At 69.3% G+C, this 26,166-nt stretch carries 28 protein-coding genes; 4 read left to right on the top strand and 24 right to left on the bottom strand.

Translation table 11 applies throughout. The features are described from left to right. Window positions 1-11 precede the first annotated feature (11 nt). From pheT to infC, 10 genes are all read right to left on the bottom strand, one after another. A complete protein-coding gene (pheT, locus tag BLR68_RS08595) occupies window positions 12-2,522 on the bottom strand; it encodes a phenylalanine--tRNA ligase subunit beta (protein WP_018187236.1) in 2,511 nt (836 codons plus the stop codon). After that, a complete protein-coding gene (gene pheS, locus BLR68_RS08600; RefSeq protein WP_018187235.1) occupies window positions 2,522-3,562 on the bottom strand; it encodes a phenylalanine--tRNA ligase subunit alpha in 1,041 nt (346 codons plus the stop codon). Before pheS ends, pheT begins: the two co-directional genes overlap by 1 nt. Before the next feature lie 48 nt (window positions 3,563-3,610). Then, window positions 3,611-4,519 (bottom strand): amino acid ABC transporter permease, encoded by a 909-nt coding sequence (locus BLR68_RS08605; RefSeq protein WP_018187234.1) that lies wholly within the window; start codon window positions 4,517-4,519, stop codon window positions 3,611-3,613. Further along, entirely contained in the window at window positions 4,516-5,163 is a 648-nt protein-coding gene (locus BLR68_RS08610; protein ID WP_018187233.1) for an amino acid ABC transporter permease, read from the bottom strand. The genes BLR68_RS08605 and BLR68_RS08610 overlap by 4 nt, the downstream gene beginning before the upstream one ends. A gap of 57 nt (window positions 5,164-5,220) precedes the next feature. Then, window positions 5,221-6,123 carry a glutamate ABC transporter substrate-binding protein gene (locus BLR68_RS08615; protein ID WP_018187232.1) on the bottom strand — a complete coding sequence of 301 codons (903 nt, stop codon included), beginning with the start codon at window positions 6,121-6,123 and terminating at the stop codon, window positions 5,221-5,223. Window positions 6,124-6,183: 60 nt separating this feature from the next. Next, window positions 6,184-6,978: an amino acid ABC transporter ATP-binding protein gene (locus tag BLR68_RS08620; protein WP_018187231.1), complete on the bottom strand. Its 795-nt coding sequence runs from the start codon at window positions 6,976-6,978 to the stop codon at window positions 6,184-6,186. A gap of 66 nt (window positions 6,979-7,044) precedes the next feature. Continuing rightward, window positions 7,045-7,854 (bottom strand): TrmH family RNA methyltransferase, encoded by an 810-nt coding sequence (locus BLR68_RS08625; protein ID WP_026302896.1) that lies wholly within the window; start codon window positions 7,852-7,854, stop codon window positions 7,045-7,047. Window positions 7,855-7,936: 82 nt separating this feature from the next. Then, window positions 7,937-8,317: a 50S ribosomal protein L20 gene (rplT, locus tag BLR68_RS08630; RefSeq protein WP_018187229.1), complete on the bottom strand. Its 381-nt coding sequence runs from the start codon at window positions 8,315-8,317 to the stop codon at window positions 7,937-7,939. A 30-nt stretch (window positions 8,318-8,347) separates the two neighbouring features. Further along, window positions 8,348-8,542, bottom strand: coding sequence for a 50S ribosomal protein L35 (gene rpmI / locus BLR68_RS08635; protein ID WP_018187228.1), 195 nt, complete (start codon window positions 8,540-8,542; stop codon window positions 8,348-8,350). A 47-nt stretch (window positions 8,543-8,589) separates the two neighbouring features. Next, window positions 8,590-9,264 (bottom strand): translation initiation factor IF-3, encoded by a 675-nt coding sequence (gene infC / locus BLR68_RS08640; protein ID WP_081626449.1) that lies wholly within the window; start codon window positions 9,262-9,264, stop codon window positions 8,590-8,592. Window positions 9,265-9,466: 202 nt separating this feature from the next. On the opposite strand from infC, the gene BLR68_RS08645 reads away from it, so the two are divergent. Then, window positions 9,467-9,865 carry a DUF1844 domain-containing protein gene (locus tag BLR68_RS08645; protein ID WP_018187226.1) on the top strand — a complete coding sequence of 133 codons (399 nt, stop codon included), beginning with the start codon at window positions 9,467-9,469 and terminating at the stop codon, window positions 9,863-9,865. 46 nt (window positions 9,866-9,911) lie between these two features. Here BLR68_RS08645 and BLR68_RS08650 read toward each other — a convergent pair whose 3' ends face one another. From BLR68_RS08650 to BLR68_RS08675, 6 genes are read right to left on the bottom strand one after another with little or no spacing between them, the layout of a single operon-like run. Next, window positions 9,912-10,691, bottom strand: coding sequence for an SseB family protein (locus tag BLR68_RS08650; RefSeq protein ID WP_018187225.1), 780 nt, complete (start codon window positions 10,689-10,691; stop codon window positions 9,912-9,914). Next, a complete protein-coding gene (priA, locus tag BLR68_RS08655) occupies window positions 10,675-11,421 on the bottom strand; it encodes a bifunctional 1-(5-phosphoribosyl)-5-((5-phosphoribosylamino)methylideneamino)imidazole-4-carboxamide isomerase/phosphoribosylanthranilate isomerase PriA (protein WP_018187224.1) in 747 nt (248 codons plus the stop codon). Before priA ends, BLR68_RS08650 begins: the two co-directional genes overlap by 17 nt. A gap of 50 nt (window positions 11,422-11,471) precedes the next feature. Next, window positions 11,472-12,119: an imidazole glycerol phosphate synthase subunit HisH gene (gene hisH, locus BLR68_RS08660; RefSeq protein WP_018187223.1), complete on the bottom strand. Its 648-nt coding sequence runs from the start codon at window positions 12,117-12,119 to the stop codon at window positions 11,472-11,474. After that, entirely contained in the window at window positions 12,116-12,727 is a 612-nt protein-coding gene (gene hisB, locus BLR68_RS08665; RefSeq protein ID WP_018187222.1) for an imidazoleglycerol-phosphate dehydratase HisB, read from the bottom strand. The genes hisH and hisB overlap by 4 nt, the downstream gene beginning before the upstream one ends. 56 nt (window positions 12,728-12,783) lie before the next feature. Further along, window positions 12,784-13,857 (bottom strand): histidinol-phosphate transaminase, encoded by a 1,074-nt coding sequence (locus BLR68_RS08670; RefSeq protein ID WP_018187221.1) that lies wholly within the window; start codon window positions 13,855-13,857, stop codon window positions 12,784-12,786. A gap of 27 nt (window positions 13,858-13,884) precedes the next feature. Next, on the bottom strand, window positions 13,885-14,259 hold the full coding sequence (locus tag BLR68_RS08675) for a LysM peptidoglycan-binding domain-containing protein (RefSeq protein ID WP_018187220.1): 375 nt from the start codon (window positions 14,257-14,259) through the stop codon (window positions 13,885-13,887). 304 nt (window positions 14,260-14,563) lie between these two features. On the opposite strand from BLR68_RS08675, the gene lexA reads away from it, so the two are divergent. Beyond that, window positions 14,564-15,229 carry a transcriptional repressor LexA gene (gene lexA / locus BLR68_RS08680; protein WP_018187219.1) on the top strand — a complete coding sequence of 222 codons (666 nt, stop codon included), beginning with the start codon at window positions 14,564-14,566 and terminating at the stop codon, window positions 15,227-15,229. Window positions 15,230-15,261: 32 nt separating this feature from the next. Beyond that, window positions 15,262-17,172, top strand: a complete 1,911-nt coding sequence (locus BLR68_RS08685) for a prolyl oligopeptidase family serine peptidase (protein WP_018187218.1) — start codon at window positions 15,262-15,264, stop codon at window positions 17,170-17,172. Window positions 17,173-17,187: 15 nt separating this feature from the next. On the opposite strand, the gene hflX is transcribed toward BLR68_RS08685, so the two are convergent. Beyond that, window positions 17,188-18,702 (bottom strand): GTPase HflX, encoded by a 1,515-nt coding sequence (gene hflX, locus BLR68_RS08690; protein WP_018187217.1) that lies wholly within the window; start codon window positions 18,700-18,702, stop codon window positions 17,188-17,190. Between the two features lie 78 nt (window positions 18,703-18,780). On the opposite strand from hflX, the gene BLR68_RS08695 reads away from it, so the two are divergent. Further along, entirely contained in the window at window positions 18,781-19,422 is a 642-nt protein-coding gene (locus BLR68_RS08695) for a class I SAM-dependent methyltransferase (RefSeq protein ID WP_018187216.1), read from the top strand. Between the two features lie 6 nt (window positions 19,423-19,428). On the opposite strand, the gene dapF is transcribed toward BLR68_RS08695, so the two are convergent. The 7 genes from dapF to BLR68_RS08730 are packed head-to-tail and all read right to left on the bottom strand — an operon-like array spanning window position 19,429 to window position 26,140. Then, window positions 19,429-20,295, bottom strand: coding sequence for a diaminopimelate epimerase (gene dapF / locus BLR68_RS08700; protein ID WP_018187215.1), 867 nt, complete (start codon window positions 20,293-20,295; stop codon window positions 19,429-19,431). Between the two features lie 38 nt (window positions 20,296-20,333). Next, window positions 20,334-20,915, bottom strand: a complete 582-nt coding sequence (locus BLR68_RS08705) for a TetR/AcrR family transcriptional regulator (protein ID WP_018187214.1) — start codon at window positions 20,913-20,915, stop codon at window positions 20,334-20,336. Further along, window positions 20,908-21,762 carry an alpha/beta fold hydrolase gene (locus BLR68_RS08710; RefSeq protein ID WP_018187213.1) on the bottom strand — a complete coding sequence of 285 codons (855 nt, stop codon included), beginning with the start codon at window positions 21,760-21,762 and terminating at the stop codon, window positions 20,908-20,910. The genes BLR68_RS08705 and BLR68_RS08710 overlap by 8 nt, the downstream gene beginning before the upstream one ends. A gap of 51 nt (window positions 21,763-21,813) precedes the next feature. Beyond that, a complete protein-coding gene (gene miaA / locus BLR68_RS08715) occupies window positions 21,814-22,734 on the bottom strand; it encodes a tRNA (adenosine(37)-N6)-dimethylallyltransferase MiaA (protein WP_018187212.1) in 921 nt (306 codons plus the stop codon). 4 nt (window positions 22,735-22,738) lie between these two features. Continuing rightward, window positions 22,739-24,295 (bottom strand): tRNA (N6-isopentenyl adenosine(37)-C2)-methylthiotransferase MiaB, encoded by a 1,557-nt coding sequence (gene miaB, locus BLR68_RS08720; protein ID WP_018187211.1) that lies wholly within the window; start codon window positions 24,293-24,295, stop codon window positions 22,739-22,741. 49 nt (window positions 24,296-24,344) lie between these two features. Beyond that, a complete protein-coding gene (locus BLR68_RS08725; protein ID WP_018187210.1) occupies window positions 24,345-25,223 on the bottom strand; it encodes an ABC transporter permease in 879 nt (292 codons plus the stop codon). Beyond that, window positions 25,220-26,140 carry an ABC transporter ATP-binding protein gene (locus BLR68_RS08730; RefSeq protein ID WP_018187209.1) on the bottom strand — a complete coding sequence of 307 codons (921 nt, stop codon included), beginning with the start codon at window positions 26,138-26,140 and terminating at the stop codon, window positions 25,220-25,222. Before BLR68_RS08730 ends, BLR68_RS08725 begins: the two co-directional genes overlap by 4 nt. Between the last annotated feature and the right edge of the window lie 26 nt (window positions 26,141-26,166).

Genomic DNA, 26,166 nt, shown 5'->3' on the forward strand with positions numbered 1-26,166 from the left:
GGGTGATCGGATCAGTCGCGGATCGCGGCTCCATGCCGCTCGGCCGCGACCGCGACGCCCGCGAGCTTCGCGTCCGTCGCCTCCGCGGCGGTCAGCGTGCGGTCGTCGGCACGGAAGCGCAGGGCGAACGTGAGGCTCTTGGAGCCGTCCGGCAGACCGGTACCCCGGTAGTCGTCGACGAGGCGGATGTCCTCGAGGAGGGGGCCGGCCCCGTCGACGAGCGCGTCGCGCACCGCGCCGGCGGCGAGGTCGGCGGCCACGACGAGCGAGACGTCCTGCGTCGCGGCCGGATAGGTCGCGAGCGAGGGCGCGGCATCCGGTGCTGGCGTGAGTGCGAGCACCGCGTCGAGGTCGAGCTCGGCGACGAAGGCACGGCCGTGCAGGTCAGCGGCCTCCGCGACGGACGGGAGCAACTCGCCGACGTAACCGACCTCGGTGTCCCCGACGAAGAGCGAACCGGCGCGTCCGGGGTGGAGCGCCGCACGCTGGGACTGGCGGACCTCGAACGCGACCCCGGCCGCCGCGGCGACCGTCTGGACCGCACCGAGCGCATCGGCGAGGTCGAAGGCGACCGCCGACTGGCCGGGGCGCTTCACCAGGGCGTTGCCGTGCAGCAGGACGGCGACGTGCCGGGGCTGCGGCGGGATCGATGCGTGCAGTGCGGCGAGCGTGGCCTCATCGGGCAGCTGCGCGAGCGGCGGCACGGTGGTGGTGCCGTACTCGACGCCCTCGACCGGTGCGAACACCGTGCCGGTCTCGAACAGGGCGACGTCGGTGAAGCCGCGGGAGACGTTCCGGTGCGCGATCTGCAGAAGACCGGGAAGAAGCGAACGCCGCAGGAAGGGCGCCTGACCATCGAGCGGGTTGGCGAGCCTGATGGAGGGCAGGTGCTCTCCCGTCGCCGAACCGTGCAGATCGTTCTGATCCTCGGTCGTGAACGGGAACGCGACGACCTCGACGTGGCCGGAGGCAGCCAACGCATTGGCGACGCGACGACGTCCGCGCTGCGCAGCCGTGAGACCGCGTCCGGAGGGAGGCGTCGGGAGGATGGACGGGATCCGATCGAGCCCGTGCAGGCGCGCGACTTCTTCGGCGAGCGTCCATCGGTCGGTGAGGTCGGGGCGCCAGGAGGGCGGGATGACCTCCCAGCCGCCGTCGGCGTCGATGACCTCGCACCCGATGGTCTCGAGCGCGCCGACGATCTCGTCGGTCGTGTAGTCGACGCCGATGAGGCCGCTGACGAACGACTCGGGGAGGTCGACGGACGGGACGAAAACCTCGGCGAAGAGTGCGCCGCCCGTGGTCGTGTCGAGCGTGCCGCCGGCGAGTTCGACCATCAGGTCGGCGACGCGGCGTGCCGCGACGAACGGGATGAGCGGGTCGACGCCGCGCTCGAAGCGCCGGGACGCCTCGCTGGGCAGCTTGTGCCGACGCGCCGTGCGGGCGATCGACACCGGGTCGAAGATGGCCGCCTCGATGAGGACGTTGCGCGTGGCATCCCCCATCTCGGTCTTGCCGCCGCCCATGACGCCCGCCAGGCCGATGGGGCCCGACTCGTCGGTGATGAGCAGGTCCTCGGCGTCGAGGGTGCGCTCCTTGCCGTCGAGGGTCGTGAGCTTCTCCCCTGCCGAGGCGCGGCGGACGGTGATGCCGCCGGTGAGCGTGTCGAGGTCGTAGCCGTGGATCGGGTTGCCCAGTTCGAGCATCACGTAGTTGGTGATGTCGATCAGGATGCCGAGCGAGCGGATGCCGGCGAGCGACAGACGCGCGGTCATCCAGGGCGGCGTCGGCCGGGACCGGTCGACGTCGCGGACGATGCGCACGACGAATTCGCTCGCACCGGGCTTGCCGTGGATGGGAGCCGCATCGTCGACGGTGATGTCGAACCCGCCGGTGGGCTGCTCGAGCTCCTCGAAGGGGCGCAGGCCGGGGTCGATGAAGCGGGCCCGGGTCGCGTGTGCGTACTCGCGTGCCGCACCGCGGATCGAGAGCGCGTACCCGCGGTCGGGCGTGACGTTGATGTCGACGGCGACGTCGTCGAGGCCGAGGAGGGCGATCGCGTCGGTCCCGACCTCGGGGTCGAGGCCTAGTTCCGTCAGGCGGAGGATGCCGGAGTGCTCCTCCCCCAGGCCGAGTTCCTTAGCGGAGGCGATCATGCCGTCCGAGACATGGCCGTACGTCTTCCGCGCCGCGATCGGGAACGGGCCGGGCAGGACTGCCCCCGGCAGTGTCACGACGACCTTGTCGCCCTCGAAGAAGTTGCCGGCGCCGCAGACGATGCCGCGGACGCCGCCGTTCGCCTCGCCGACGTCGACCTGGCACCACCGGATGGTCTTGCCGTTGGACTGCGGCTCGGCCTCGAACGAGACGACGCGTCCGACGACGATCGGACCGGTGAGGTCGAACGCGTGGACGTCCTCCTCCTCGAATCCGACGGAGACGAAGGAGGCGAGGACATCCTCGGGGGTCGTGCCTTCGGCCACATCGACGTACTCGCCGAGCCAAGAGAGCGGGACGCGCATCAGACCACCATTCCGAACTGCTCGCTGAAGCGGACATCGCCCTCGGCCATGTCGCGCATGTCCTGCACATCGCTGCGGAACATCAGCGTCCGCTCGATGCCCATGCCGAAGGCGAAGCCCGAGTACACCTCGGGGTCGATGCCGGCGGCGCGGAGGACGTTGGGGTTCACCATCCCGCATCCACCCCACTCGATCCAGCGCGCGCCACCGGGGAAGGTGGGGTGCCAGAGGTCGAGCTCGGCGGACGGCTCAGTGAAGGGGAAGTAGTTGGTGCGGAACCGGGTCTTCGCCTCGGCACCGAACAAGACCTTCGCGGCGTGGTCGAGGGTGCCCTTGAGGTGCGCCATCGTGATGCCCTTGTCGATCACGAGCCCCTCGAACTGCGTGAAGGCAGGGAGGTGCGTCGCATCGAACTCGTCGGTGCGGTAGACCCGGCCCGGGCAGAGGATGTAGATCGGCACGTCGCGCTCGAGCATCGAGCGGACCTGCACCGGGCTCGTGTGCGTGCGCATGACGAGGTGGCGGGCGACCGGGTCGACGAAGAACGTGTCCTGCATCTGCCGCGCCGGGTGATCGGGCGCGAAGTTGAGGGCGTCGAAGTTGAACCACTCGTGCTCGAGTTCGGGTCCCTCCGCGATCTCCCACCCCATGCCGACGAAGAGGTCGGCGATCTCCTCCTGGAGGAGGGAGATGGGATGCCGCGCCCCGACCCGTCCGCGCGGGGCGATCGCCGTGATGTCGACGCGTTCGGCTTCGAGCTTCGCTGCGGTCTCGGCGGCGGCGAGCTCGGCCTCTCGAGCCGCGAGCGCCTGGTTGACGCGACCGCGAGCCTGACCGACGAGCTTGCCCGCCGCGGCCTTCTGGTCGTTCGGCACGTTCCGCAGCTGCGCGTTGAGCCGCGCGAGCGGGGAACCCTCAGCGCTGTGCGCGGATCGGGCCGCTTTGAGGGCAGCCGTGTCGGGTGCGGCGGCGAAGGCTGCCAGCGCGTCAGCGACGGCGGCATCCACCGCCTCGGGGGTGATCTCGGGTGCGTCGGACACGAGAGACGAGTCTACCGGCGGGCGGGAGTGCGGCCCGCCGGTGAGTCGTCAGATCCCGTGGGAGTCGAACTTGCCGGCGCCTTTCTGCGCTGCGATGAGCTCGGTGTCGGTGGTCTCTGCAATCGGTCTGGCCGGCGCCGCCACTGCGGTGCTCGGCGATCGCCGAAGCCGCTTCTCGACGCGATTCGCGACGAGCGACAGCAAGAGGCACAGGACGATGTAGATCGCCGCGACGATGAGGGTGGCGGGGACGATCGGCGATCCGTACGTCGACTGCGACCCGATGAAGCGCGCGTAGAAGAGGAGCTCCTCGTACGTGATGATGTAGCCGAGCGCGGTGTCCTTCAGCGTGACGACGAGCTGGGCGATGATCACCGGCATCATGGCACGCACGGCCTGCGGCAGGAGTACCAGCCGCATGACTCCGCTCTTGCGCAGTCCGATGGCGTATCCCGCCTCCTTCTGCCCCCGAGGCAACGACTCGACGCCGGCACGGATGACTTCGGCGAGAACCGACCCGTTGTAGGCGATGAGCGCGATCACGACCGCCCAGTAGGGCTCGAGGCGCACACCGGCGGCAGGCAGGCCGTAGTACAGGAGGAACATCATGACGAGGACCGGGATCGCCCGAAGGACCTCGATGACGGCGGTGAACGGAGCCCTCACCCACGCGTGATCGGAGAGGCGCCCGATCGCGAGGACGAATCCGAGGACGAGCGCGCCGACAGCCGCCGCGCCGAACGCGAGCAGCGTGTTGCCGGCGGCCTTGGCGACGTTGATCCACACGTTGGTGAACGTGAACGCGTACCACTTCTCCCCGGTGAACTGACCCGTCGCGACGAGCCGCCAAACGAAGAAGCCGATGACCGCGGCGACGAGCAAGACCGTGACGCCCGCGATGATGCGGTTGCGGGCGATGGCCTTCGGACCGGGGACGTCATAGAGAACGCTGCTCATCGCGTCACCTTCCAACGGAGCTCGAGTCGTCGCTGCAACCACGACAGCAGGAGCACGAGAGCGATGAAGATGATCATCACCCAGAGGATCACGACCATCTGGCTCTCGCCTCGCTCACTCAGGTAGGCGCGGATTGAACCGAGGTTCACGACGGAGAAGCCGGCGGCGACCGTCGTGTTTTTCAGGAGAGCGATGAAGACGCTCATCATCGGGGGGATCACGGAACGGAACGCCTGCGGCATGACCACGAGCGACATGACCTGTCCGAACCTCAGCCCCAGCGCACGCGCGGCCTCGGCCTGACCGACCGGAACCGTGTTGATGCCGGACCGGATGGTCTCGGCGACGTACGTCGCGGTGTAGATGCCCAGAGCAGCGATGCCGAGCTGGACGGGGTCGATCCGCAGCTCGAGGAGCGGGGGCAACGCGAACGCGAATCCGAAGAAGACGAGGGTGAGCGGAGTGTTCCGGATGGTGTTGACGTAGAGCGTGCCGACCGCACGGGCGATCGGTACCGGGGAAACGCGCATCGCCCCGACGGTGATGCCGAGGACCAGCGCCAATGCGCCGCCTCCGAAGAACAGGATCAGGGTGCCGACCAGGGCGTCGCGCCAGAGGTCGAGGTTGTCGGTGATGACGCCCACAGGCGTTCCTTCCGGTGGATCGGGATCGGGGGCGGCTCGTGCCGCCCCCGATCGTCGTCAGTTCTCGACTGCAGGCTGAGTCGCAGTGATGCCTGCGGGCGCGAGGTGCTCGTCGAACAGCGCGGTCCAGACATCCCCACCGTCGGTGAACAGGGTGTTGATGTGATCCTTCAGCACCGTGTCGCCCTTGGGCAGACCGACTCCGTAGTTCTCCGTGCTGAACGGCTCGCCGGCGATCTTGAGCTTGTCGGGCTGCTGCGCGACGTATCCGGCGAGGATCGCCTCGTCCGTCGTGATGGCGTCGACCTGCCCCTGGAGGAGCGAGTCGATGCACTGGGAGTAGGTGTCGTACTCACGGGTGTCACCCGGGCTGTACTCGTCACGGATCCGCTGGAGCGGCGTCGAGCCCGTCACCGAGCACACGACCTTACCGGCCAAGTCGTCGGGCCCGGTGATGTCCGTGTTGTCCTTCGCAACCAGCAGACCCTGCCCCGTGACGAAATACGGACCGGCGAAGTCGATCTGTTCCTTGCGAGAGTCGGTGATGGAGTACGTGCCGACGTAGTAGTCGATGTCGCCGTTCACGAGCGACTGCTCACGGTTGGCCGACGGAATCGACTTGTACTCGATCTTGTCCTCGTCGAATCCGAGAGATGCGGCGATCCAACGCGCGATGTCCACGTCGAAGCCCGTGCGCTCGCCGGATGCCGCATCCTCGTAGCCGAGGCCCGGCTGGTCGCTCTTGACGCCGATGACGACCTTGTCCCGCTCGCTCATCGCGTCGAATGTCGGGCTACCGTCGAGCTTCACGTCGCTCGCGACCTCCCAGAGGGCCTTGGTGTCGTCGTCTCCGCCGGCAGCGCCGCCGGGTGCGGTCGGGCTGCCGCTGTTGCAGCCTGCGAGTGCGAGTGCCGCGATCGCGATGCCGGCGAAGGCGCCGGCAAGTCGTGTCTTACGCATGTGATCCTCCTGGTTTCGTGTCGTTCGTCGTTCGTCGCGCCGGTGCAGGGCGCGGACGTCTCAGTGGGTGATGAGCTTGGAGAGGAAGTCCTTCGCGCGGTCGCTCTTCGGGTTCGTGAAGAACTCTTGCGGCGTCGCTTCCTCGACGATCAGCCCGTCGGCCATGAAGACCACGCGGTCAGCAGCCTTGCGGGCGAAGCCCATCTCGTGGGTGACGACGATCATCGTCATCCCGTCCTGGGCGAGGCCGACCATGACGTCGAGGACCTCGTTGATCATCTCGGGGTCGAGGGCCGAGGTCGGCTCGTCGAAGAGCATGACCTTCGGCTTCATCGCCAGGGCGCGAGCGATCGCGACGCGCTGCTGCTGACCACCCGAGAGCTGGGCGGGGAGCTTGTCGGCCTGGTGGCCGACGCCCACGCGGTCGAGGAGCTCACGGGCGAGCTTCTCGGCATCCGCCTTCTTCATGCCCTTGACCTTGATCGGGCCGAGCGTGACGTTCTCGAGGATCGTCAGATGCGAGAACAGGTTGAACGACTGGAAGACCATGCCGACATCGGCACGGAGCGCCGCGAGCGCCTTCCCTTCGGCGGGGAGATCGGCGCCGTCGATCGTGATCGACCCGCTCGTGATCGTCTCGAGCCGGTTGATCGTGCGGCAGAGCGTCGACTTGCCCGACCCGGACGGGCCGACCACGACGACGACCTCGCCGCGGTTGACCGACAGGTCTATGTCGGTGAGGGCCTGGAAGTCGCCGTAGTGCTTCTGCACGTTCGTCAGGACGACGAGCGGCTGGCCGCGGCGGACGTCGATGTTCGACGTGCGCGGCGCAGGATCGGCAGCAGGAGTGGTCATGCTCCGACCCTATGGGGGATGACGCCCGGAGACCCGCCTGGTTGCGCGGGGTTTACAGTTCCGTAATCATTTGGGGTCGCGACTGGCGCGTTGCGCGAAGGCAGACTCGTAGAGGCAGACGCTCGCCGCAGTGGCAAGGTTCAGCGATTCCGCGCGACCGTAGATCGGGAGTCGGAGCGACAAGTCGACGAGCGACAGCGCCTCGTCGTCCAGGCCGCGCGCTTCGTTGCCGAAGACCCAGGCGGTCGGTTCGGCGAGCGTCGCGCGATGGTCGACGAAGTCCGCTCCCCCGACGTCGGCGGCAACGATCCGCAGCCCCGCCGAGCGGGCACGACCGGCGGCATCCGCCAGTTCGATACCGACGGCCACCGGAAGGTGGAAAAGCGAACCGGTCGTCGCGCGGACGACCTTGGGGTTGAAGGGATCGACGGTGCGACCGGTGAGGATGACCGCGTCGGCACCGACGGCATCCGCTGCTCGGATGATCGTGCCCAGGTTGCCGGGATCGCGCACCTCCTCGCAGATCACGATGAGCTTCGGGTCATCGGCGAAGATGTCGCGCACCGACGTCGGCACCTGCCGGGCCACCGCGATGATTCCCTGCGGGGTCACGGTGTCGGCCATCGCCTCGATCACGGCCTCGCTCGCGAACTCTACATCGACGTCCGCGTCGGATGCCGCATCGCGAATGTCCTGGTGCTTCTCCCATGCCGACGGAGTCGCATACAACTCGATGAGCGTGTCGGGCCGCCAGACGAGGGCCTCCCTCGCCGCCTGCGGACCTTCGAGCAGGTAGAGCCCGGTCTCTTGACGGGCTGCACGCTTGGTCAGCTTCGCAACAGCGCGGACACGCGGCGATCGGGGGTTCTCGAGCACGTTCTCAGTGTAGGGCGCGGGTACGGCGGGCACGCGAAAGGGCGCCCTCCGAAGAGGACGCCCTTTCTGAAAGGTGACGCGGTCAGGCCTTGGGGGCGTTGACGTCAGCCGGCAGCGCAGCCTTGGCGGTCGCGACGAGCGACGCGAAGACGGCGGGCTCGTTCACCGCGAGCTCGGCGAGCATGCGACGGTCGACCTGGACACCCGCGAGGCCGAGGCCCTGGATGAAGCGGTTGTACGTGACACCGTTCTGGCGGGCAGCGGCGTTGATGCGCTGGATCCAGAGGCGACGGAAGTCGCCCTTGCGCTTGCGACGGTCCCGGTATGCGTAGACGAGCGAGTGGGTGACCTGCTCCTTCGCCTTGCGGTACAGGCGCGAACGCTGTCCGCGGTAACCGGAGGCGCGCTCGAGGATGACGCGACGCTTCTTGTGGGCGTTGACAGCCCGCTTGACTCTAGCCATTTCTTCTACTTCCTAAATCTGCGTCGGCGATCAGATGCCGAGGAGCTTCTTGGCGACCTTGGCGTCACCCTTGGCCAGGACCTGCTCCTGGTCGAGGCGACGGGTACGACGGGTCGCCTTGCCCTCGAGGTTGTGGCGCAGGTTGGCCTGCTGCTTCATCAGCTTGCCGCTGCCGGTGACCTTGAAACGCTTCTTGGCACCCGAGTGGGTCTTCTGCTTCGGCATATCTCTTCCTTCGTTGGGGATCCCGCGGACGGGAGTCTGTGGTGCGCTTACTCCGCCGGAGCGGAAGCGGGGGTCTGTTCGTCGTCGGCCTGACCACCGCGCGCATCGCGCGCTGCCTGCTTGGACGCCGCGCGAACGGCGTTCTGCTCGGTCTTGACCTCGGACTTGTTCTTGTGGGGCGCGACGACCATGACCATGTTGCGTCCGTCGATCGTGGGGTTGGATTCCACGGTGCCGAACTCGGCCACATCCTCGGCGAACTTGCGGAGGAGACGGACACCCTGCTCGGGGCGCGACTGCTCGCGACCGCGGAAGAGGATCATCGCCTTCACCTTGTCGCCCGCCTGGAGGAAGCCCTCGGCGCGCTTGAGCTTGGTTATGTAGTCGTGCGCCTCGATCTTCAGACGGAACCGGACCTCCTTGAGGACGGTGTTCGCCTGATTGCGCCGCGCTTCCTTGGCCTTCTGCGCAGCCTCGTACTTGAACTTGCCGTAATCCATGATCTTGACCACGGGGGGCTTCGAGTTCGGGGCTACCTCGACGAGATCGAGGTCGGCCTCCTGGGCCAGGCGCATGGCCACCTCGATGCGGACGACGCCGACCTGCTCACCCGCGGGTCCGACGAGGCGGACCTCGGGGACGCGGATGCGGTCATTGGTGCGGGGATCGCTGATGCGGAACTCCTCTTCGTGCGGTGGACGGCCTCCGGTGACACGGAAAATGTGTCGCCGGGCGGAAGATCGTCACGTCCACCCCGCACGATGCATGCATCGGCGTTCTGTTCTGCACCCTGGACAACCTCGACGAGCGAGGCGGAGTGCGAGACCCGGTAGCCTGGAGCGGCAAGCGCGGGTGGGATGTGATCCTCTTTCGACACGGAGCAGAACACTCCGGTGCCCGCAGAAGTCTAGCAGAGAGCAGCACGTGAGTACTATTCCGGCCGACCACAGTGATCACGACCCCGAGCGCCTCTCGCGCTGGGAAGAACAGGAGCGGGTCGCACAGTCCGCCACGCGCGACATCGCGGACGTCCCGGCCGTCGAGGTGATCACCACCACGTCCGTTCACCTCATGAGCGCCGCCGCCGTGAAACTCGGTCTCGCCGACGACCCCGACCAGCAGAAGGACCTCGACGAGGCCCGCAAGCTGATCAACGCACTCGCCGGCCTGATCACCGCCGCCGCCCCCGAGGTGAGCGACATGCACGCGCGCTCGCTCCGTGACGGGCTGCGGACGCTGCAACTCGCGTTCCGCGAAGCATCCTCGATCCCCGACCCGATCGGCAAGGGCCCGGGCGAGAAGTGGACCGGTCCCGTCAACTGACACCGATACGAAGGGGGATGCCGTGCGGCATCCCCCTTCGTTCGTATCAGGCGCGGACGAGTTTGACCGTCAGGGCGTCCACGAGGACGGCGACGCGATCGTCCGCCGCCCACCGGGATGCGAGTCGCTGCAGGATGGCGTCGAGCGCGGGCTGATCGAGACCGTCGACGAGGTGCAGGCTCACGACGAGCTCGGGCCCCCGCAGACGCGAGTGGGGGTCTCCCGTCGCGACCGACAGATCCAGGACACCGAGCTCGGTGCCGATCGACTCCTGCAGGCCGGCGAAGACCTCCGGCGACACGTGCGGAGCCTCCCACGGCAGTCCCTGCCCGATCGCCCACACCGCGGGACGACGCAGGACGAACTCCGTTTCGCTGCCGGGGTCGATGACGATGAGATCCGTGTCGTCCGCCGCGGCCGAGAGCGCGGTCCGGATGCCGTCAGCGGGGACCGGGCGGGCCGCGGCATCCCATCGCGACATCGCTGCGACCGACGTGAACACCGGCAGCACGCGACGGCCGTCGGGAGCGGCGACCGTGACGATCGAGAGTTCCTGCGTCTTGTCGACGATCAAGCCGGTCGGCCCGACGCCCTCCTCGCCCTTCTCGGCGACCAGGGGGATGAGGAGGCGAGCCGTCCGGTAGGCGTCGACCACGGCTCCCGCCGAGCCCTCACCCGCGTGGAAGGCGGTCAGCGCCGCGAGCAGCGCCGGATCAGCGCTGCCGTCGTCTCCGCTGTGGGGGTTCGGCTGGAAGCTCCGCCCCTCCCAGGGGACGCCGGCGGAATCGGCCGCGCCGCCCGAGTGGGGGTCAGTGTCCGGCGACATCCAGCGCCTCGGCCAGCGTGAACGCGCCGGCGTACAGGGCCTTCCCGACGATCGCGCCCTCGACGCCCAGCGGGACGAGTTCGCGGAGCGCCGCGATGTCGTCGAGGCTCGAGATCCCACCGGATGCGACGACGGGCTTGTCGGTGCGGACGGCGACCTCGCGCAGCAGCTCGATGTTCGGCCCCTGCAGCGTGCCGTCCTTCGTCACGTCGGTGAGCACGTAGCGGCTGCAACCGGCATCCTCGAGACGGTCCAGGACCTGCCACAGGTCGCCGCCGTCACGGGTCCACCCGCGGGCTGCCAGGGTCGTCCCGCGGACGTCGAGCCCGACGGCGATCGCCTCGCCGTAGCGGAGGATGACGTCGGCCGCCCATTCGGGGTTCTCGAGAGCCGCGGTGCCGAGGTTGATGCGGGTCGCACCGGAGTCGAGCGCCGCGTCGAGGGATTCGTCGTCACGGATGCCGCCCGAGAGCTCCACCTTCACGCCGCGGAGCGATTTGATCACCTTGCGCAGCAGTGACGCGTTCGAGCCGCGACCGAAGGCCGCGTCGAGGTCGACGAGGTGGATCCACTCCGCGCCCTGGCGTGCCCACTCCTGCGCTGCGTCGACCGGGTCGCCGTAGCTCGTCTCGGTGCCGGCCTCACCCTGCGTCAGTCGGACGGCCTTGCCGTCGGCGACGTCCACAGCGGGCAGCAGGGTCAGTTCGGGCGTGGATGCGAATTCGTTCATGGCTCCGGGTGGGATGGGGTGCACGCCGGGCGCGCGCACAAGGGGACAGGTTACTCCGACGCAGGGAGCGAAGAGATCCAGTTGGAGAGCAAGCGGATGCCGGCGGTCCCCGACTTCTCAGGGTGGAACTGCGTCGCCGAGAGCGGGCCGTTCTCGACGGCCGCGAGGAACGGCCGGCCGTAGTCGCACCAGGTCAGCACCGGCTCGCGGAACGGCTTGATGACGTCGAGCGTCCAGTCCTGCGCACCGTAGGAGTGGACGAAGTAGAACCGCTCGTCCTCGAGACCGGCGAACAGCGTGGAGCCCTCGCCCGTGCGGACGGTGTTCCACCCCATGTGCGGAAGCACCGGCGCCTGGAGTTCGGTGACCGACCCCGGCCACTCCCCCATCCCCTCGGTGTCGACCCCGCGCTCGACGCCGAGTTCGAACATGACCTGCATCCCGACGCAGATGCCGAGCACCGGCATCCCGCCCGCCAGGCGGCGACCGATGAGCTCGTCACCGCGACTCGCGCGGAGTGCGGACATGACCGCGGAGAACGCGCCGACTCCCGGGACGAGCAATCCGGCCGCGTCCGCGATGAGGCCGCGATCCTTGGTCAGTCGCGCATCGGCGCCCGCCTCGATCAGCGCTTTGACCGCCGAGTGGACGTTGCCGGAGCCGTAATCGAGAACCGCGACGACCGGTGCTGCGGTCACAGGGCGCCCTTCGTGCTCGGGATGCCCTGGACGAGCGGATCGAGCGCCTTCGCCTGACGGAAGGCGCGCGCGAACGCCTTGAACTCGGCCTCGGCGATGTGGTGGGGGTCGCGTCCGCCGAACAGCGTGACGTGGACGGTCAGACCCGCGTGGAACGCGATCGCCTCGAACGCGTGGCGGACGAGCGAGCCGGTGAAGTGGCCGCCGATGAGGTGGAACTCGTACCCCTCGGGCTCTCCGGAGTGAACCAGGTACGGACGCCCGCTGATGTCCACGACCGCCTGGGCGAGTGCCTCATCGAGGGGAACGAGGGCGTCGCCGTAGCGGGAGATGCCCGCCTTGTCGCCGAGCGCCTGACGGATGGCCTGCCCGAGGACGATCGCCGTGTCCTCCACCGTGTGGTGAGCGTCAATGTGCGTGTCGCCCGTCGCGCGGACGGTCAGATCGGTGAGCGAGTGTTTCGCGAAAGCCGTGAGCAGGTGGTCGAAGAACGGCACCGTCGTGTCGATCGTGCTCTGGCCGGTGCCGTCGAGATCCAGCTCGAGCTCAATCGTCGACTCGCTGGTCGCACGCCGGACGGAGGCGGTGCGGGACGCGGGGGTGCTCATGCGTCGAGTCTATCGACGCGCGGCATCCGTCCCGCCGCCCGATGTCGCGGTGCGACTCAGAGCGAGGCGAGCGCCTCGAGGAATGCCGTCGACTCCTCTTCGCTGCCCGCGGAGACGCGAAGGGTGTGCGGTAGCCCGACGTCCCGGACGAGGATGCCGCGGTCGTACAAGCCCTGCCACGTGGCCTGCGGGTCATCGACGCCGCCGAAGAGGACGAAGTTCGACCAGCTCTCGTATGGCGAGTACCCGAGGGCGCTGAGGGTGGCGGAGATCCGGTCGCGCTGGGCGACGATGTCATCGACCATCCGGAGCATCGTGGGCGCGTGCCGCAGGGCAGCGGTCGCAGCCGCCTGCGTGAGCGCGCTCAGGTGGTACGGCAGGCGCACCAGCCGGAGTGCGTCGATCACCGCAGGGTCGGCGGCGAGGTACCCCACCCGCGCACCGGCGAAGGCGAAGGCCTTGCTCATCGTCCGGGAGACGACGAGACGCTCGCGCCCGTGGAGAAGAGTCAGCGCCGAGGGCTCGTCGTGCGGCGCGAACTCCTGATACGCCTCGTCGACGATCACGATGCCCTGGGACGCGTCGTAGACCGCCTCGATGACATCGAGGGAGAGGGGCGTGCCCGTCGGGTTGTTCGGCGAGCAGAGGAACACGACATCGGGCTGTGCACGCTCGACCTGCTCGGCGGCGTCGGCCGCGGTGAGCGTGAAGTCCTCGCCGCGGGAGCCGCTGACGTACGTGGCGCCCGTCGCCCCCGTCAGCAGCGGATACATCGAGTACGTCGGCGAGAACCCGAACGCCGTCCGCCCCGGGCCGGCGAACGCCTGCAGCAGGTGGTGGAGGACTTCGTTCGACCCGTTCGCCGCCCAGATCTGCTCCGGTTCGAGACCGTGGCCGAGGTAGTCGGCGAACCCCTCTCGTAACACCGTGAACTCGCGGTCGGGGTACCGGTTGATGTCGCGGAGCGCCTGAGCGACAGCATCCAGGATGTCGTCCGCGACGTCTTCGGGAACAGGGTGGGTGTTCTCGTTGACGTTCAACGTCACCGGGAGGGAGGCCTGCGGGGCTCCATATGGGATCTGACCGCGCAGGTCGTCACGGAGGGGTAGGTCGTCGAGACTCGCACTCACCCCGCCATCGTAGGACGTCACGACGCCTTATTCGGCCGCCTGAGCACTGTAGGAGGCGGGGATCGCGAGGGACTCGCCGGCGTCGACGGCAGTGGACGGGAGGGCGTTGAGGCGGACGATCTCGTCGATGACGTCACGCGGGTCGCTGTCGGGTGCGATGTCCTGGGCGATGGTCCACAGCGAGTCGCCGGGCAGAACGGTCACGGTGCTGAAGGAACCCGCGGGCGTGCCCGCATCGCCACTGGCGAGTGCGCCGCCACCCGAAAGGATGCCGACACCCAGGGCGACGACGGCAGGCAGAGTCGCAACGGTCATGAGGACGCGGCGCCCACGCGTCGTGAGACGCAGACGGGTGCGGACAGGGACCGGACGGGCGGGGGTGATGGTGGTGATCGAGTTCATGGTGTCCTCCTCGGGGCAACCCCGGTCAGATGAGATCTTCGCCCCCGCCCATCGGCCGGGACGGGCGGGTGCGAAGTTCTCTTCCGAATCTATCTTCGATATTCGTACACTGTCAAGAGAGCGGTTATCCGCAGATCGATCGAAGACGACACGCGGTCGGCTACGGGACGATCCCATCGACACCGGATACGGTTTCGATGAACAGAGCCCATCACCAACCTCCGACATTCGAAGGCGAGTGCCCCCGGCTCGACGTCCGACGCCCGGAAAACCGGCGGGGACGCAGGGCCGTGAAAGGAACGACATGAGCGACAAGCCGCAGACCCGCCGGCGCAAGAGCCTGAGCGACAAGCAGCTCGCGATCCTCGAGGTGATCCAGCGGTCGATCGCTCGCTACGGGTATCCGCCGAGCATGCGTGAGATCGGGGATGCGGTCGGCTTGAAGTCGCTCTCGAGCGTCACCCATCAGCTCAATCAGCTCGAGCTGAGCGGGTACCTCCGTCGCGATCCCGGCAAGACCCGGGCTATGGAGGTCCTCATCGACCTCCCGGGCGCCGCGGGGGAGAACCCGGCCGATGCCGCGCCCGCCGTGGGCGACGCCGCCATGGTCCCCCTGGTCGGACGCATTGCCGCGGGGGTGCCGATCACCGCCGAGCAGCAGGTCGAGGAGATCTTCCCCCTTCCCCGTCAGCTCGTCGGCAAGGGCGACCTGTTCATGCTGAGGGTGTCGGGGGACTCGATGATCGACGCCGCCATCTGCGATGGCGACTGGGTCGTCGTGCGCTCGCAGGCGGATGCGTCAAATGGTGAGATCGTCGCGGCGATGCTCGACGACGAAGCCACCGTCAAGACGTTCCGCCAGCGCGACGGACACACCTGGCTCCTCCCCCGCAACTCCGCGTTCGAGCCGATCCTCGGCGACGACGCGGTCGTCCTCGGGAAGGTCGTCGCTGTCCTTCGAGCCGTGTGATCCAGGTGGGCGCCACCGCGTAGCGTGAGGGCATGACGACGGTCGCTCCTTACGGTTCGTGGATCTCGCCCCTGTCCGCTGCGGACGCCTCCGCCGCGGCGCCGCGTTACGACGGTGCACGTTTCGTGGCCAACGAGGTCTGGTGGGGAGAGTCGCTGCCCGATCAGGGCGGTCGCTCGTCGATCCGGCGCTCGGTCGACGGCGAGGTCGAGGATCTCCTCCCCGCCCCGTGGAGCGCGCGCTCCCGCGTGCACGAGTACGGCGGCGGGTCGTGGACGACCGATGAGGACGGTCGGCTCTTCTTCGTCGAGAAGTCCGATCAGCGCGTCTGGTCGCTCCGCAGAGGAGAGGAGCCGACGCCGCTCACCTCCGACGACCCGCAGGCCCGTCACGGCGGCCTGCGGTGGCAGCACGGGGTGCTGCTCGCGATCCGGGAAGTGCACGACGGCAGCCCCGTGCCACGGCGATCGATCGTGTCCATCCCCCAGGACGGCGGCGAGGCGCGCGAGATCGTCGGGGGAAGCGACTTCCTCGCGCAACCGGCGCTGTCGCACGACGGCAGGCACCTCGCCTGGGTGGCGTGGGACCACCCGGACATGCCCTGGGACCGCACGCAGATCCGGGTCGGAGACCTCGCCCACGGCACCGTGACGACCTGGCGCTCGATCACGTCCGGCGGGACAGCGGCACTTCAGCCGGAGTGGGATGCCTCCGGCCGGCTCATCTGGCTCGACGACCCCTCGGCCGGTCCGACCGCCGGTCGGTGGAACCTGTGGCGGCGGGACGTGGCATCCGATCTTCCGGCGGAGCCGATCGCCCCCGCGGACGCCGACACCGGAGGCGGACTGTGGGTGCTCGGCGTCCGGTGGTACGCACTCCTGCCGGACGGCGGGATCGTCGCGGTCCGGACGCACGGCGCCGACGAGGTGGTGCGCATCGACGCGGAGGGGACCGCCCGCGCGACCGGCATCCCCGTCCGATCGCGCGCGGTCGTCGAGGATACCCTCGGATCCCGCGTGCTGGTGTCGGGGATGGCGCCCGGGGTCACCGGCATCTGGCAGCTCGACCAACACGGCGACGTGACGCTCGTCGTGGGCTCGCGCTCCGACCTCGGCGACGAGTGGATCCCCCCGGCGCGCCCCTTCACGGTGCACAGCCGCCACGGCGACGTCCACGCGTTCGATCACCCGCCCACCAACCCGCACCACACGGCGCCCGAGGGCGAACTTCCGCCGTACATCGCCCTCGTGCACGGCGGCCCGACGGCCCACGTCGGCGGTGTGGCCGACAGCCGGATCACCTTCTTCACGAGCCGGGGCATCGGCGTCGTCGAGGTGAACTACGGCGGCTCGACCGGCTACGGGCGGGCCTATCGCGATCGGCTCCGCGGGCAATGGGGCGTCGTCGATCGCGACGATGTCGCAGCCGCGGCATCCGGTCTCGCCGCGGAGGGACGAGCGGATGCCGCGCGCCTCGCGATCGCGGGGAGCTCGGCCGGCGGCTGGACCGTGCTCGCGGCCCTCGTCGGCACCGACGTCTTCGCCGCGGGGATCTCCCGCTACGGCGTCGGAGACGCGCGCCTGCTCGCCACCGACACCCACGACTTCGAGGCCCGCTACCTCGACGGTCTCATCGGGCCGCTCCCCGCGGCGGAGGCGTTGTACCTCGAGCGCTCACCGCTCAGCCACACGGAGGGCTTCCGCGTGCCGGTCCTGCTCCTGCAGGGATCGGACGACGCGGTCGTGCCGCCGACGCAGGCGGAGGCCATCCGCGACGCCCTGGCCGAACGCGGCGTGCCGCACGCCTACGTCCTGTACGACGGCGAGGGGCACGGGTTCCGACGAGCGGAGACCGTCGTGCACGCGCTCGAATCCGAGCTGGCCTTCCTCGGTCAGGTGTTCGGCTTCGAGACCCCCGGGGTCCCCGCGATCGCGCTCAGCTGAGTCCGAGCCGATCGGTCAGCGCGCGTACGGCGCGAGCTCGGCCGCCAGCCGCTCCGACACGTGGGCGTGGACGGCGGTGCCGCCCTCCTCGTGACGGGTCGACAGGATATGACCGGACTCGTGGACGGCGCTGACGAGATCGCCGCGGTCGTACGGGACGAGCGCGTGGACCTCGACGGCCGGCAACGGCAGAGCGTCCTCGATCGTCGCGCGCAGCTCGACGATGCCTTCGCCGGTGCGCGACGAGACGAAGTGCGCCTTCGGCTCGAGGCCGCGCAGCACGAGGCGCGTGTCGGGGTCGATCAGGTCGGCCTTGTTGAAGACGACGATCTCGTTCGTCGAGCGCGCCCCCACATCGCCCATGACGTCGCGGACGGTCGCGAGCTGTGCGGCCGGGTCGGGGTGCGACCCGTCGACGACGTGCACGATGACGTCCGCGTCGCCGACCTCCTCGAGCGTCGAGCGGAACGCCTCGACCAGCTGGTGCGGGAGGTTGCGGACGAACCCGACGGTGTCGGTGAGCGTGTAGACCCGACCGTCGGCCGCCTGCGCGCGACGGACGGTCGCGTCCAGGGTCGCGAACAGCGCGTTCTCGACGAGGACGCCCGCGCTCGTCAGCTTGTTGAGCAGACTCGACTTGCCGGCGTTCGTGTACCCGGCGATCGCGACCGACGGGATCGTGTTGCGCTTGCGCTCGGCACGCTTGGCCTCACGGGCCGGCTTGAAGTCGCGGATCTGACGGGCCAGCATCGCCATGCGCGTGCGGATGCGTCGGCGGTCGAGCTCGATCTTCGTCTCACCCGGACCGCGCGAGCCCATACCGGCGCCGCCGGCGCCGACCTGGCCACCGGCCTGTCGGCTCATCGAGTCACCCCAGCCGCGCAGGCGCGGAAGGAGGTATTCGAGCTGGGCGAGTTCGACCTGCGCCTTGCCCTCTCGGCTCTTCGCGTGCTGGCTGAAGATGTCGAGGATGACGGTGGTCCGGTCGATGACCTTGACCTTGACGACGTCCTCGAGGGCGCGTCGCTGGCTGGGCGCGAGCTCGGTGTCGGCGATGACCGTGTCGGCACCGACGGCGACGACCAGGTCGCGGAGTTCCGCCGCCTTACCGCGGCCGATGTACGTCGCGGGATCGGGATGCGGACGACGCTGCAGCACGCCGTCGAGGACGACGGCCCCGGCTGTCTCGGCGAGTGCGGCGAGCTCGCGCAACGAGTTCTCGGCATCCTCCGTCGACCCCTGGGGGTAGACGCCCACGAGCACGACGTTCTCCAGCCGCAGCTGGCGGTACTCGACCTCGGTGACGTCCTCGAGTTCGGTGGACAGCCCCGGGACGCGGCGGAGCGCGGCGCGCTCCTCGCGGTCCCACTGGTCGCCGTCCGTGTCGCCGTAGGCGACGGTGCTCTCGTCCTGCAGCGCCTGTGCGGCGCCGAACACGCGCACCCCCGAACGCGACTCCGCTCGCGCCAGCACGCGGTCTACCGGGTCCACCGGCTCGTCCGTCGCGGCAGGGGTGGTGGTGTCTGTCATGTGATCCTTTCGCGGCCTCGCGGCCATCCGTGAACTCTAGCTTCCCGCGGCTTCCACCGCCTCCGCTACGCTCGTCGCATGGGGAGCGACCATTACTTCAGCGCGTCCCCGTCCAGCTCCGAGAACCTCCGCCGCATCCGTGTGTCCCTCGCCGGTCGCGACGTCGAGGTGACGACAGCGGGCGGGGTCTTCAGTCCCGACCATGTGGACGGCGGGACGGCGGTGCTCCTGGCGAACACGCCTCCGCCCCCGGCGGGCGGTCATCTTCTCGATCTCGGATGCGGCTGGGGTCCCATCGCACTGTCGCTCGCCATCGACGCGCCTCACGCGACGGTGTGGGCCGTCGACGTCAACGAGCGAGCCTTGGACCTCGTCCGCCGCAACGCTGCGGAACTCGGCCTCGATAATGTCAACGCCGTGCTGCCCGAAGATGTTCCGAGCGACGTCGCCTTCCGCACCATCCGGTCCAACCCGCCGATCCGTGTCGGCAAGGATGTCCTGCACGGACTGCTCGAGACGTGGATTCCCCGGCTCGCCGAGCGCAGCGATGCCTGGCTCGTCGTGCAACGCAATCTCGGTTCCGATTCGCTGCAGCGGTGGCTCGCGGCATCCCTCCACAGAGGCTATTCGGTCACCCGTGCCGCGACCGGGCGAGGATTCCGGGTGCTGAAGGTCCGCCGGCACGGCACGCCCGCGACGGGGACGATCACCCTCCCCTGAGCGACGTCAGGCGAGCGTGATCTCGCCCGAGAAGACGAGCGACGCGGGACCGGAGAGCAGGACGCGCTCACCGGCATCCGTCCGCACGACGCGCACCCCGAGACGGCCGCCGGGGACGTCCACCGTCCACCGGTCCGGGGCACCGGCGCCCGCCCAGTGACGCACGGCCAGAGCGGATGCCGCTACCCCGGTCCCGCACGAGAGCGTCTCCCCGACGCCCCGCTCGAACACGCGCATCCGGATCGCGCCGACGCCGTCGGTGATGAGGGGTTCTTCGGGGACGACGAACTCGACGTTCGCGCCGGCTGCCGGGACGGGGTCCAGGATCGGCTGGACCGTCAGGTCGAGCCCGTCGAGCTCGGCGATGCTAGAGAGGGCGACGACGACATGGGGGTTCCCGACGTCGATGCCGAGACCGGGGCGCGCGATCTTGAGACCGTGCGCCCGCACGAGGACCTCGTCGGAGGTCGGACGCCACAGGCCGAGGTCGACTTCGAATCCGTTGTCGGCGAGCGTGACGGTCTTGGTTCCAGCGCGTGTGCCGATGCGCAGGGTCTCGCCGGCGCCGAGCGTCGCGTAACCCGCACTCAGGAGGTACTTCACGAAGACGCGGACACCGTTGCCGCACATCTCGGCGATCGAGCCGTCGGCGTTGCGGTAGTCCATGAACCACTCGGCGTCGGGAGTCTCAGAGCCCGCAGCGATGGCGGCTGAACGGACGACCCGCAACAGCCCGTCGGCTCCGATCCCGAAGCGTCGGTCGGTCAGCGCGGCGATCTGCTCGCCGGTCAGGTGCAGCGACCCGTCGGGGTCGGCGACGACGACGAAGTCGTTGCCCGTCCCGTGGCCCTTCGTGAATGCGATCGTCGACACCCGCCCAGTCTAGGTGCGGGTGGATGCCGCTTCGCCGGTCAGCGCGGCCGAGTCGACCCCGCCGCGCGGAGTCCCGCGTCCATGAGATCGAGGGACCACGCGACGCTGTCCTCGACATCGATGTCCATCCGGAAGCCGTGCGCGGCATCCAGGACAGCGAACCCGTGGAGCACGCTCCGGAGCATGCGGATGGCGTGGACGTGCTCCTGTCTCGGCAGTCCGTAGCTGTCGAACACTCCCCCGAGGGCGTCGAGACTGTCGCGGAGCGCGATCGCGAGCGGGTCGTCATCACCGGACGGCTCGGCGGCGGCGGTCGCGGCATACCGACCCGGGTGCGCCTGTGCATAGCGCCGGAAGGCGACAGCGACGTCGGTGAGGGCGGCGCCGCGGTGTTCCGACAGCGTCGCACGGAACACCCCCGCGAGGTCCTGCGCGGCCAGGGTCGCCACCCGATGGGTGAGCTCGACGAGCCCGCCCGGCACATGCTTGTAGAGCGACGGCGGACGGACGCCGACCCGCTCCGCCAGCGCCGTCATCGTCAGGGCGGCGAGCCCCTGCTCGTCGATGAGGTCGGCTGCGGCGCGCGTCACGGCGTCGACGTCGAGGCCGGCCCTAGGCATCCGCCGCCCCCGTCCCGATCGAGAAAGCCGATCGCAGGAACGGGACGGCGAGGTCGACGACCTCCCCCGGCCGTTCGACGTGCGGGTAGTGTCCGGCACCCTCGATGACCGCCAGCCGGCCGATGCCGGGCCTAAGCGCGGCGATCACCCCTTCTCCCTCAGCCCGAGGGTCCGCCCAGTCCGGGTCGGCCGTGCCCATCACCACGAGGACCGGCACGGTCACGTGCGGGAGCTGCTCCCCCGCATCCGCGGGACTCGTCTGCCCCATGGCCCGGAGCGCGGCCATGCGCGCGGGATCGGCGAGATGACGGGCGATGCCGGCCTGCTCCTGCGCCCAGTCGGCGGGCTTCTGCGGAATGGCGAGGTCGAGGTAGCGGAGCCACGCGGGCACACTCCCGCGGAGCATCATCGTCGCCAGGCGGGTCATGCCCTTCCGATGACGGGCGTGCCGGATCAGGCCGACCGGGTCGAATCGCTGCGCGCGGGTGAACGGGGCGAGCTCGACGACCCCGACGACGTCGTGCGGGGCGCGCGCTGCCGCGACCGTCGCAGCACCTCCGCTGATCGACTGGCCGACGATGACCGCGGGACCGCCGAGATGACGGATGACGGCGAGCAGATCACCGGCTATGTCGCCGCGGCTGTAGCTCGCCCACGTGGCACTCGACTCGCCGCATCCGCGGATGTCGACGTTCGCCACGCGGAACCCAGCCTCGACGAGGGCCGGCACGACGAAGCGATAGGAGCGCCGGGAGTCGCCCATCCCGTGTGCCAGAACCACGAGTGGACCGTCCCCGACCACGTCGAACGCGATCTCCCCGCCTTGCACCTGGATCTTCTCGACCATCGGCGTCTCCTTCGCATCGTGTTCGATACGAGAAGGCTACGGCTATTAGCTTTAGCTTGTCAAGGATTCGAGGAGGTGGATGCCGGGGGTCCCGGCATCCACCCACCGAAGGCCGGGGTACCTCTTGAACCACGAGACCTGACGCCGCGCGTACCGGCGCGTGAGCGCCTGGGTCTCGGCGACGGCCTCTTCTTCGTCCATCCGGCCACCGAGCTGCGCGAGTGCCTGCGCGTAACCGATGGCGCGAGGCGCGGTCGGACCGGACTCGAGACCCCGGGCCCGGAGGCCCTCGACCTCGGCGAGCAGACCGTCCCGCCACATCCCCCGGACCCGCTCATCGAGGCGCTCGACCAGCTCTGCACGGTCCAGGTGGACACCGACGAGTTCGGTGGCGGGATGCCACAGCACGGGCGCCTCAGGGAGCGCAGCGCCGTGGGTGTCCGCCCCCTGGAGGAGCACCTCGAGGGCCCGGACGACGCGCCGGCTGTTGCGCGGATCGAGGCGATCTGCTGCTCCCGGATCGACGTCGCGGATCCGCTCGATCAGCGCCGCGGCTCCGAGCTCGTCGAGATCCGCCTCGAGCCGGGCGCGCAGCGCCGGGTCGCGGGGCGGGAAGCGGAAGTCGAAGACCACGCTCGACACGTAGAGCCCTGAGCCCCCGACGAGGATCGCGTCGGCCCCGCGGTCGAGGATGCCGCGGATCGTCGCGCGCGCCCTCTCCTGGTAGACGGCGACAGCGACGTCCTCGGTCACATCGAACTCGTCGAACAGATGATGCGGGATGCCGCGCCGCTCTGTCAGGGGGATCTTCGCGGTCCCGATGTCCATGCCGCGGTAGAGCTGCATGGCATCGGCGTTCACGATCTCCGCCGCGCGGCCGCGACGGATCAACTCCTCGGCGAGGTCCAGCGACAGCGACGTCTTACCCGTCCCGGTCGCTCCGACGATCGCCCACAGGCGCTCCGCGCCCACGAGATCAGAGTCCGGGCGTCGCGGTGCGGATCATCGGCAGGCCGAGCGACACGGCGCGCGGACCGGCGTCACCGGTCGGGGCCGGGACACCGCAGGAGTCGGCCTGCGCACGATCCCACGCGTCGCCGGCGCGCGTGCGGCGGATGCGCAGCGGCGCGCCGTCCGGACTGTCGGCGAGGAGGTGGAACGGCGCGGCGTGCGTGACGACCGTCGTGACCACGTCGCCGGGACGCGGCGTCGGGGAACCCTCGGGCACCTCGAAGTGGACCAGGCGGTTGTCCTCGGCGCGGCCGGTCAGGCGGCGGGTCGCGGCATCCTTCTTCCCCTCACCCGTCGAGACGAGGGCCTCGACGGTGCGCCCGAGCTGAGCCTGGTTCTCCTCGAGGGAAATGCGCTCCTGCAGGGCGACGAGGCGGTTGTACCGCTCCTGGACGACCTCCTTCGGGACCTGATCGGGCATCGTCGCAGCGGGTGTCCCCTCGCGGATCGAGTACTGGAAGGTGAAGGCCCCCGCGAATCTCGCTTGCTCGACGACGCGCATGGTGTCCTCGAAGTCCTCATCGGTCTCGCCCGGGAAACCCACGATGATGTCGGTCGAGATCGCCGCGTGGGGCATCTTCTCGCGCACGCGGTCGAGGATGCCGAGGAACCGCTCGCTGCGGTACGACCGCCGCATCGCCTTGAGGATGCGGTCCGACCCGGACTGCAGCGGCATGTGCAGCTGCGGCATGACGGCAGGGGTCTCGGCCATCGCGTCGATGACGTCATCGGTGAACGCAGCGGGGTGCGGGCTCGTGAAGCGCACCCGCTCGAGACCCGGGATCTCGCCCGCCGCGCGCAGGAGCTTGCTGAACGCCTGGCGGTCGCCGAACTCGACGCCGTAGCTGTTGACGTTCTGGCCGAGGAGGGTGACCTCGATCGCGCCGTCGTCGACGAGCAGACGGATCTCGTTCAGGATGTCACCCGGGCGGCGATCCTTCTCCTTGCCGCGCAGGCTCGGGACGATGCAGAACGTGCAGGTGTTGTTGCACCCGACGGAGATCGAGACCCAGCCGCTGTGCGCCGAGTCGCGCTTGGTGGGGAGCGTCGACGGAAACACCTCGAGAGACTCGAGGATCTCGAGCTCCGCCTCGCCGTTGTGCCGCGCCCGCTCCAGGAGGCTCGGGAGCGAGCCCATGTTGTGGGTGCCGAAGACGACGTCGACCCAGGGTGCCTTCTGCTGGACGGCGTCCTTGTCCATCTGGGCCAGGCAGCCGCCGACGGCGATCTGCATGCCGTCGTGCTTGTCCTTGCGGCTCTTCAGGTGCCCGAGGGTGCCGTAGAGCTTGCCCGCGGCGTTGTCGCGGACGGCGCACGTGTTGATGACGACGACGTCGGCCTCGACTCCCGCGTCAGCACGGACGTAGCCGGCCGACTCGAGGGAACCGGACAGACGCTCGGAGTCGTGGACGTTCATCTGACACCCGAAGGTCCGCACCTCGTAGGTGCGGGAGCGACCATCGGCGGTGACGGCGGCGTCTGACGGGGCGATGAGAGTGGGGGCAGCGGAAGGGCTGGTCATGATCAGGCCATTCTACGAGCCGCGTCGCCTCGGGACGCCCCGGGCGGTGTCAGCGCAGGAGCGAGCGGATGCGGGCCGCAGAGATGGCGCTGAAGGTGACGGCGACGGCGACGAGAACGGTGACGGCGAGCCACACGGGGACGACGCTCGAGCCGACGAAGAGATCGATCCCGTAGATCTCCTTGAGGTCATTGATGGCGCCGGCGTCCCCGCCGGCGAGAGCGGCGATCGTCTCGTCGGTGAACGGCAGGCGCAGGAGCATGGCTCCTTGGGCGAACGGGAGGGCGTTGATGGTCGACGCGACGCCATCGGGGAGAGACCCGACCGGGATGTAGGAACCCGCGACGAATCCGAGGACGGTACCCACGACCGTCGAGAACGCGGAGTAGGCACCGGTCGTCTTCAGGAAGGAGGCCCCGAAGGCTCCGAGGGAGGTGAAGGCGACGCAGCAGAGCACCATCGCACCGATCGCCCGCAGGATCTCGAGAGGACCGAGCCACGTGCCGCGGACGAGTCCGAGTTCGAGCACGGTGAGGATGAGGATGATGCCCGACATGACGATCGCGACGGACACCGAGGACAGCAGGTAGCCGAGCACCAGCTGCGATCGACGGATGGGGGCGACGAGGAAGTCGGCGAACCGGCCCGAGGCGCGATCGTCCACGAACACGGAGATCGCGCCGATCCCCGAGGTCACGGTCGTGAGCAGGACGATGCCCGACAGCATCCAACTGTCGACGAAGGCCTCGATGTCGCCGCGGGATGCGCGCGGGAGGGTGCGCTCGAGACCATCGACCTGCAGCCGGGAGAGGAAGAGCGTGTAGAGGAAGAAGAGGATGAGCCCGCTCAGCAACGAGAAGAAGACGTTCATCCGATCGCGGAAGAAAAGGGTCAGATTGCGGCGCACGATGGCCGCGATGATGCTCATGCGGCGTCCCCGACGAGCTCACCGCGGCCGGTGAGGGCGAGGAAGACGTCGTCCATCCGACCGTGCCGGAACTCGAAGTCCAGAACGTCCTCGTCGTGCTGCGCCAGCAACGTCCGTGCCGCCCGCGAGTCGGACACCTCGATCGTCAGGATGTCGCCGTCGCGAGTCGCGCTCAGTCCACCGCGGGTGGCGAGAGCGGACAGCGTGTCCGGATCTCGTGTGGTGACGGTGAGGACGCTGCGACTGTGGCGTGCGCGCAGTTCTGTGGGCGTCCCGCTCGCGACGACGCGGCCCGCGTCGATGATGGTGACCTGATCCGCCTCCTCGGTCTCGGCCATGTAGTGGGTCGTCAGGAAGACGGTGAGACCCCGCTCGGAGCGGAGCCGATCGATCGCCGCCCACACCGCCACACGACTCGCCGGGTCCAAGCCCGCGGTCGGCTCGTCGAGGAAGAGGATCGACGGCTCGTGCATGAGCGCACGGGCGATGTCCGCGCGGCGACGCTGTCCGCCCGACAGCCGGCCGTAGGGACGGTCGAGGAACTCGTCGAGTTCGACGAGGAGCGAGAGTTCGTCGAGCCTGGCAGCGAAGCGCCGACGGTCGATGTGGGAGAGCGTGGCTCGCAGGGCGAGGTTCTCGCGGACGGTCAGACCGTCATCGAGCAGTGACCGCTGGAACACGACGCCGATCCGCGACCGCACCCGTTCGCTCTCGGCCGACACGTCGTACCCCGCGACGCGGACCGTCCCGGCGTCCGCTCGGAGCAGCGTCGTGAGGCATCCGATCGTCGTGGACTTCCCGGCACCGTTCGCTCCCAGGAAGGCGAACAGCTGGCCGTCCGGCACCGCGAAGGAGACCCCGTCGACTGCGGTGACGGTCTTGTACGACTTCACGAGACCGTCGACCTCGATCGCCATGCGCACACTCCTCCGGCCGCGCCGGG

The organism is Microbacterium sp. 77mftsu3.1 (assembly GCF_900100525.1).
GTDB lineage: Bacteria > Actinomycetota > Actinomycetes > Actinomycetales > Microbacteriaceae > Microbacterium > Microbacterium aquilitoris.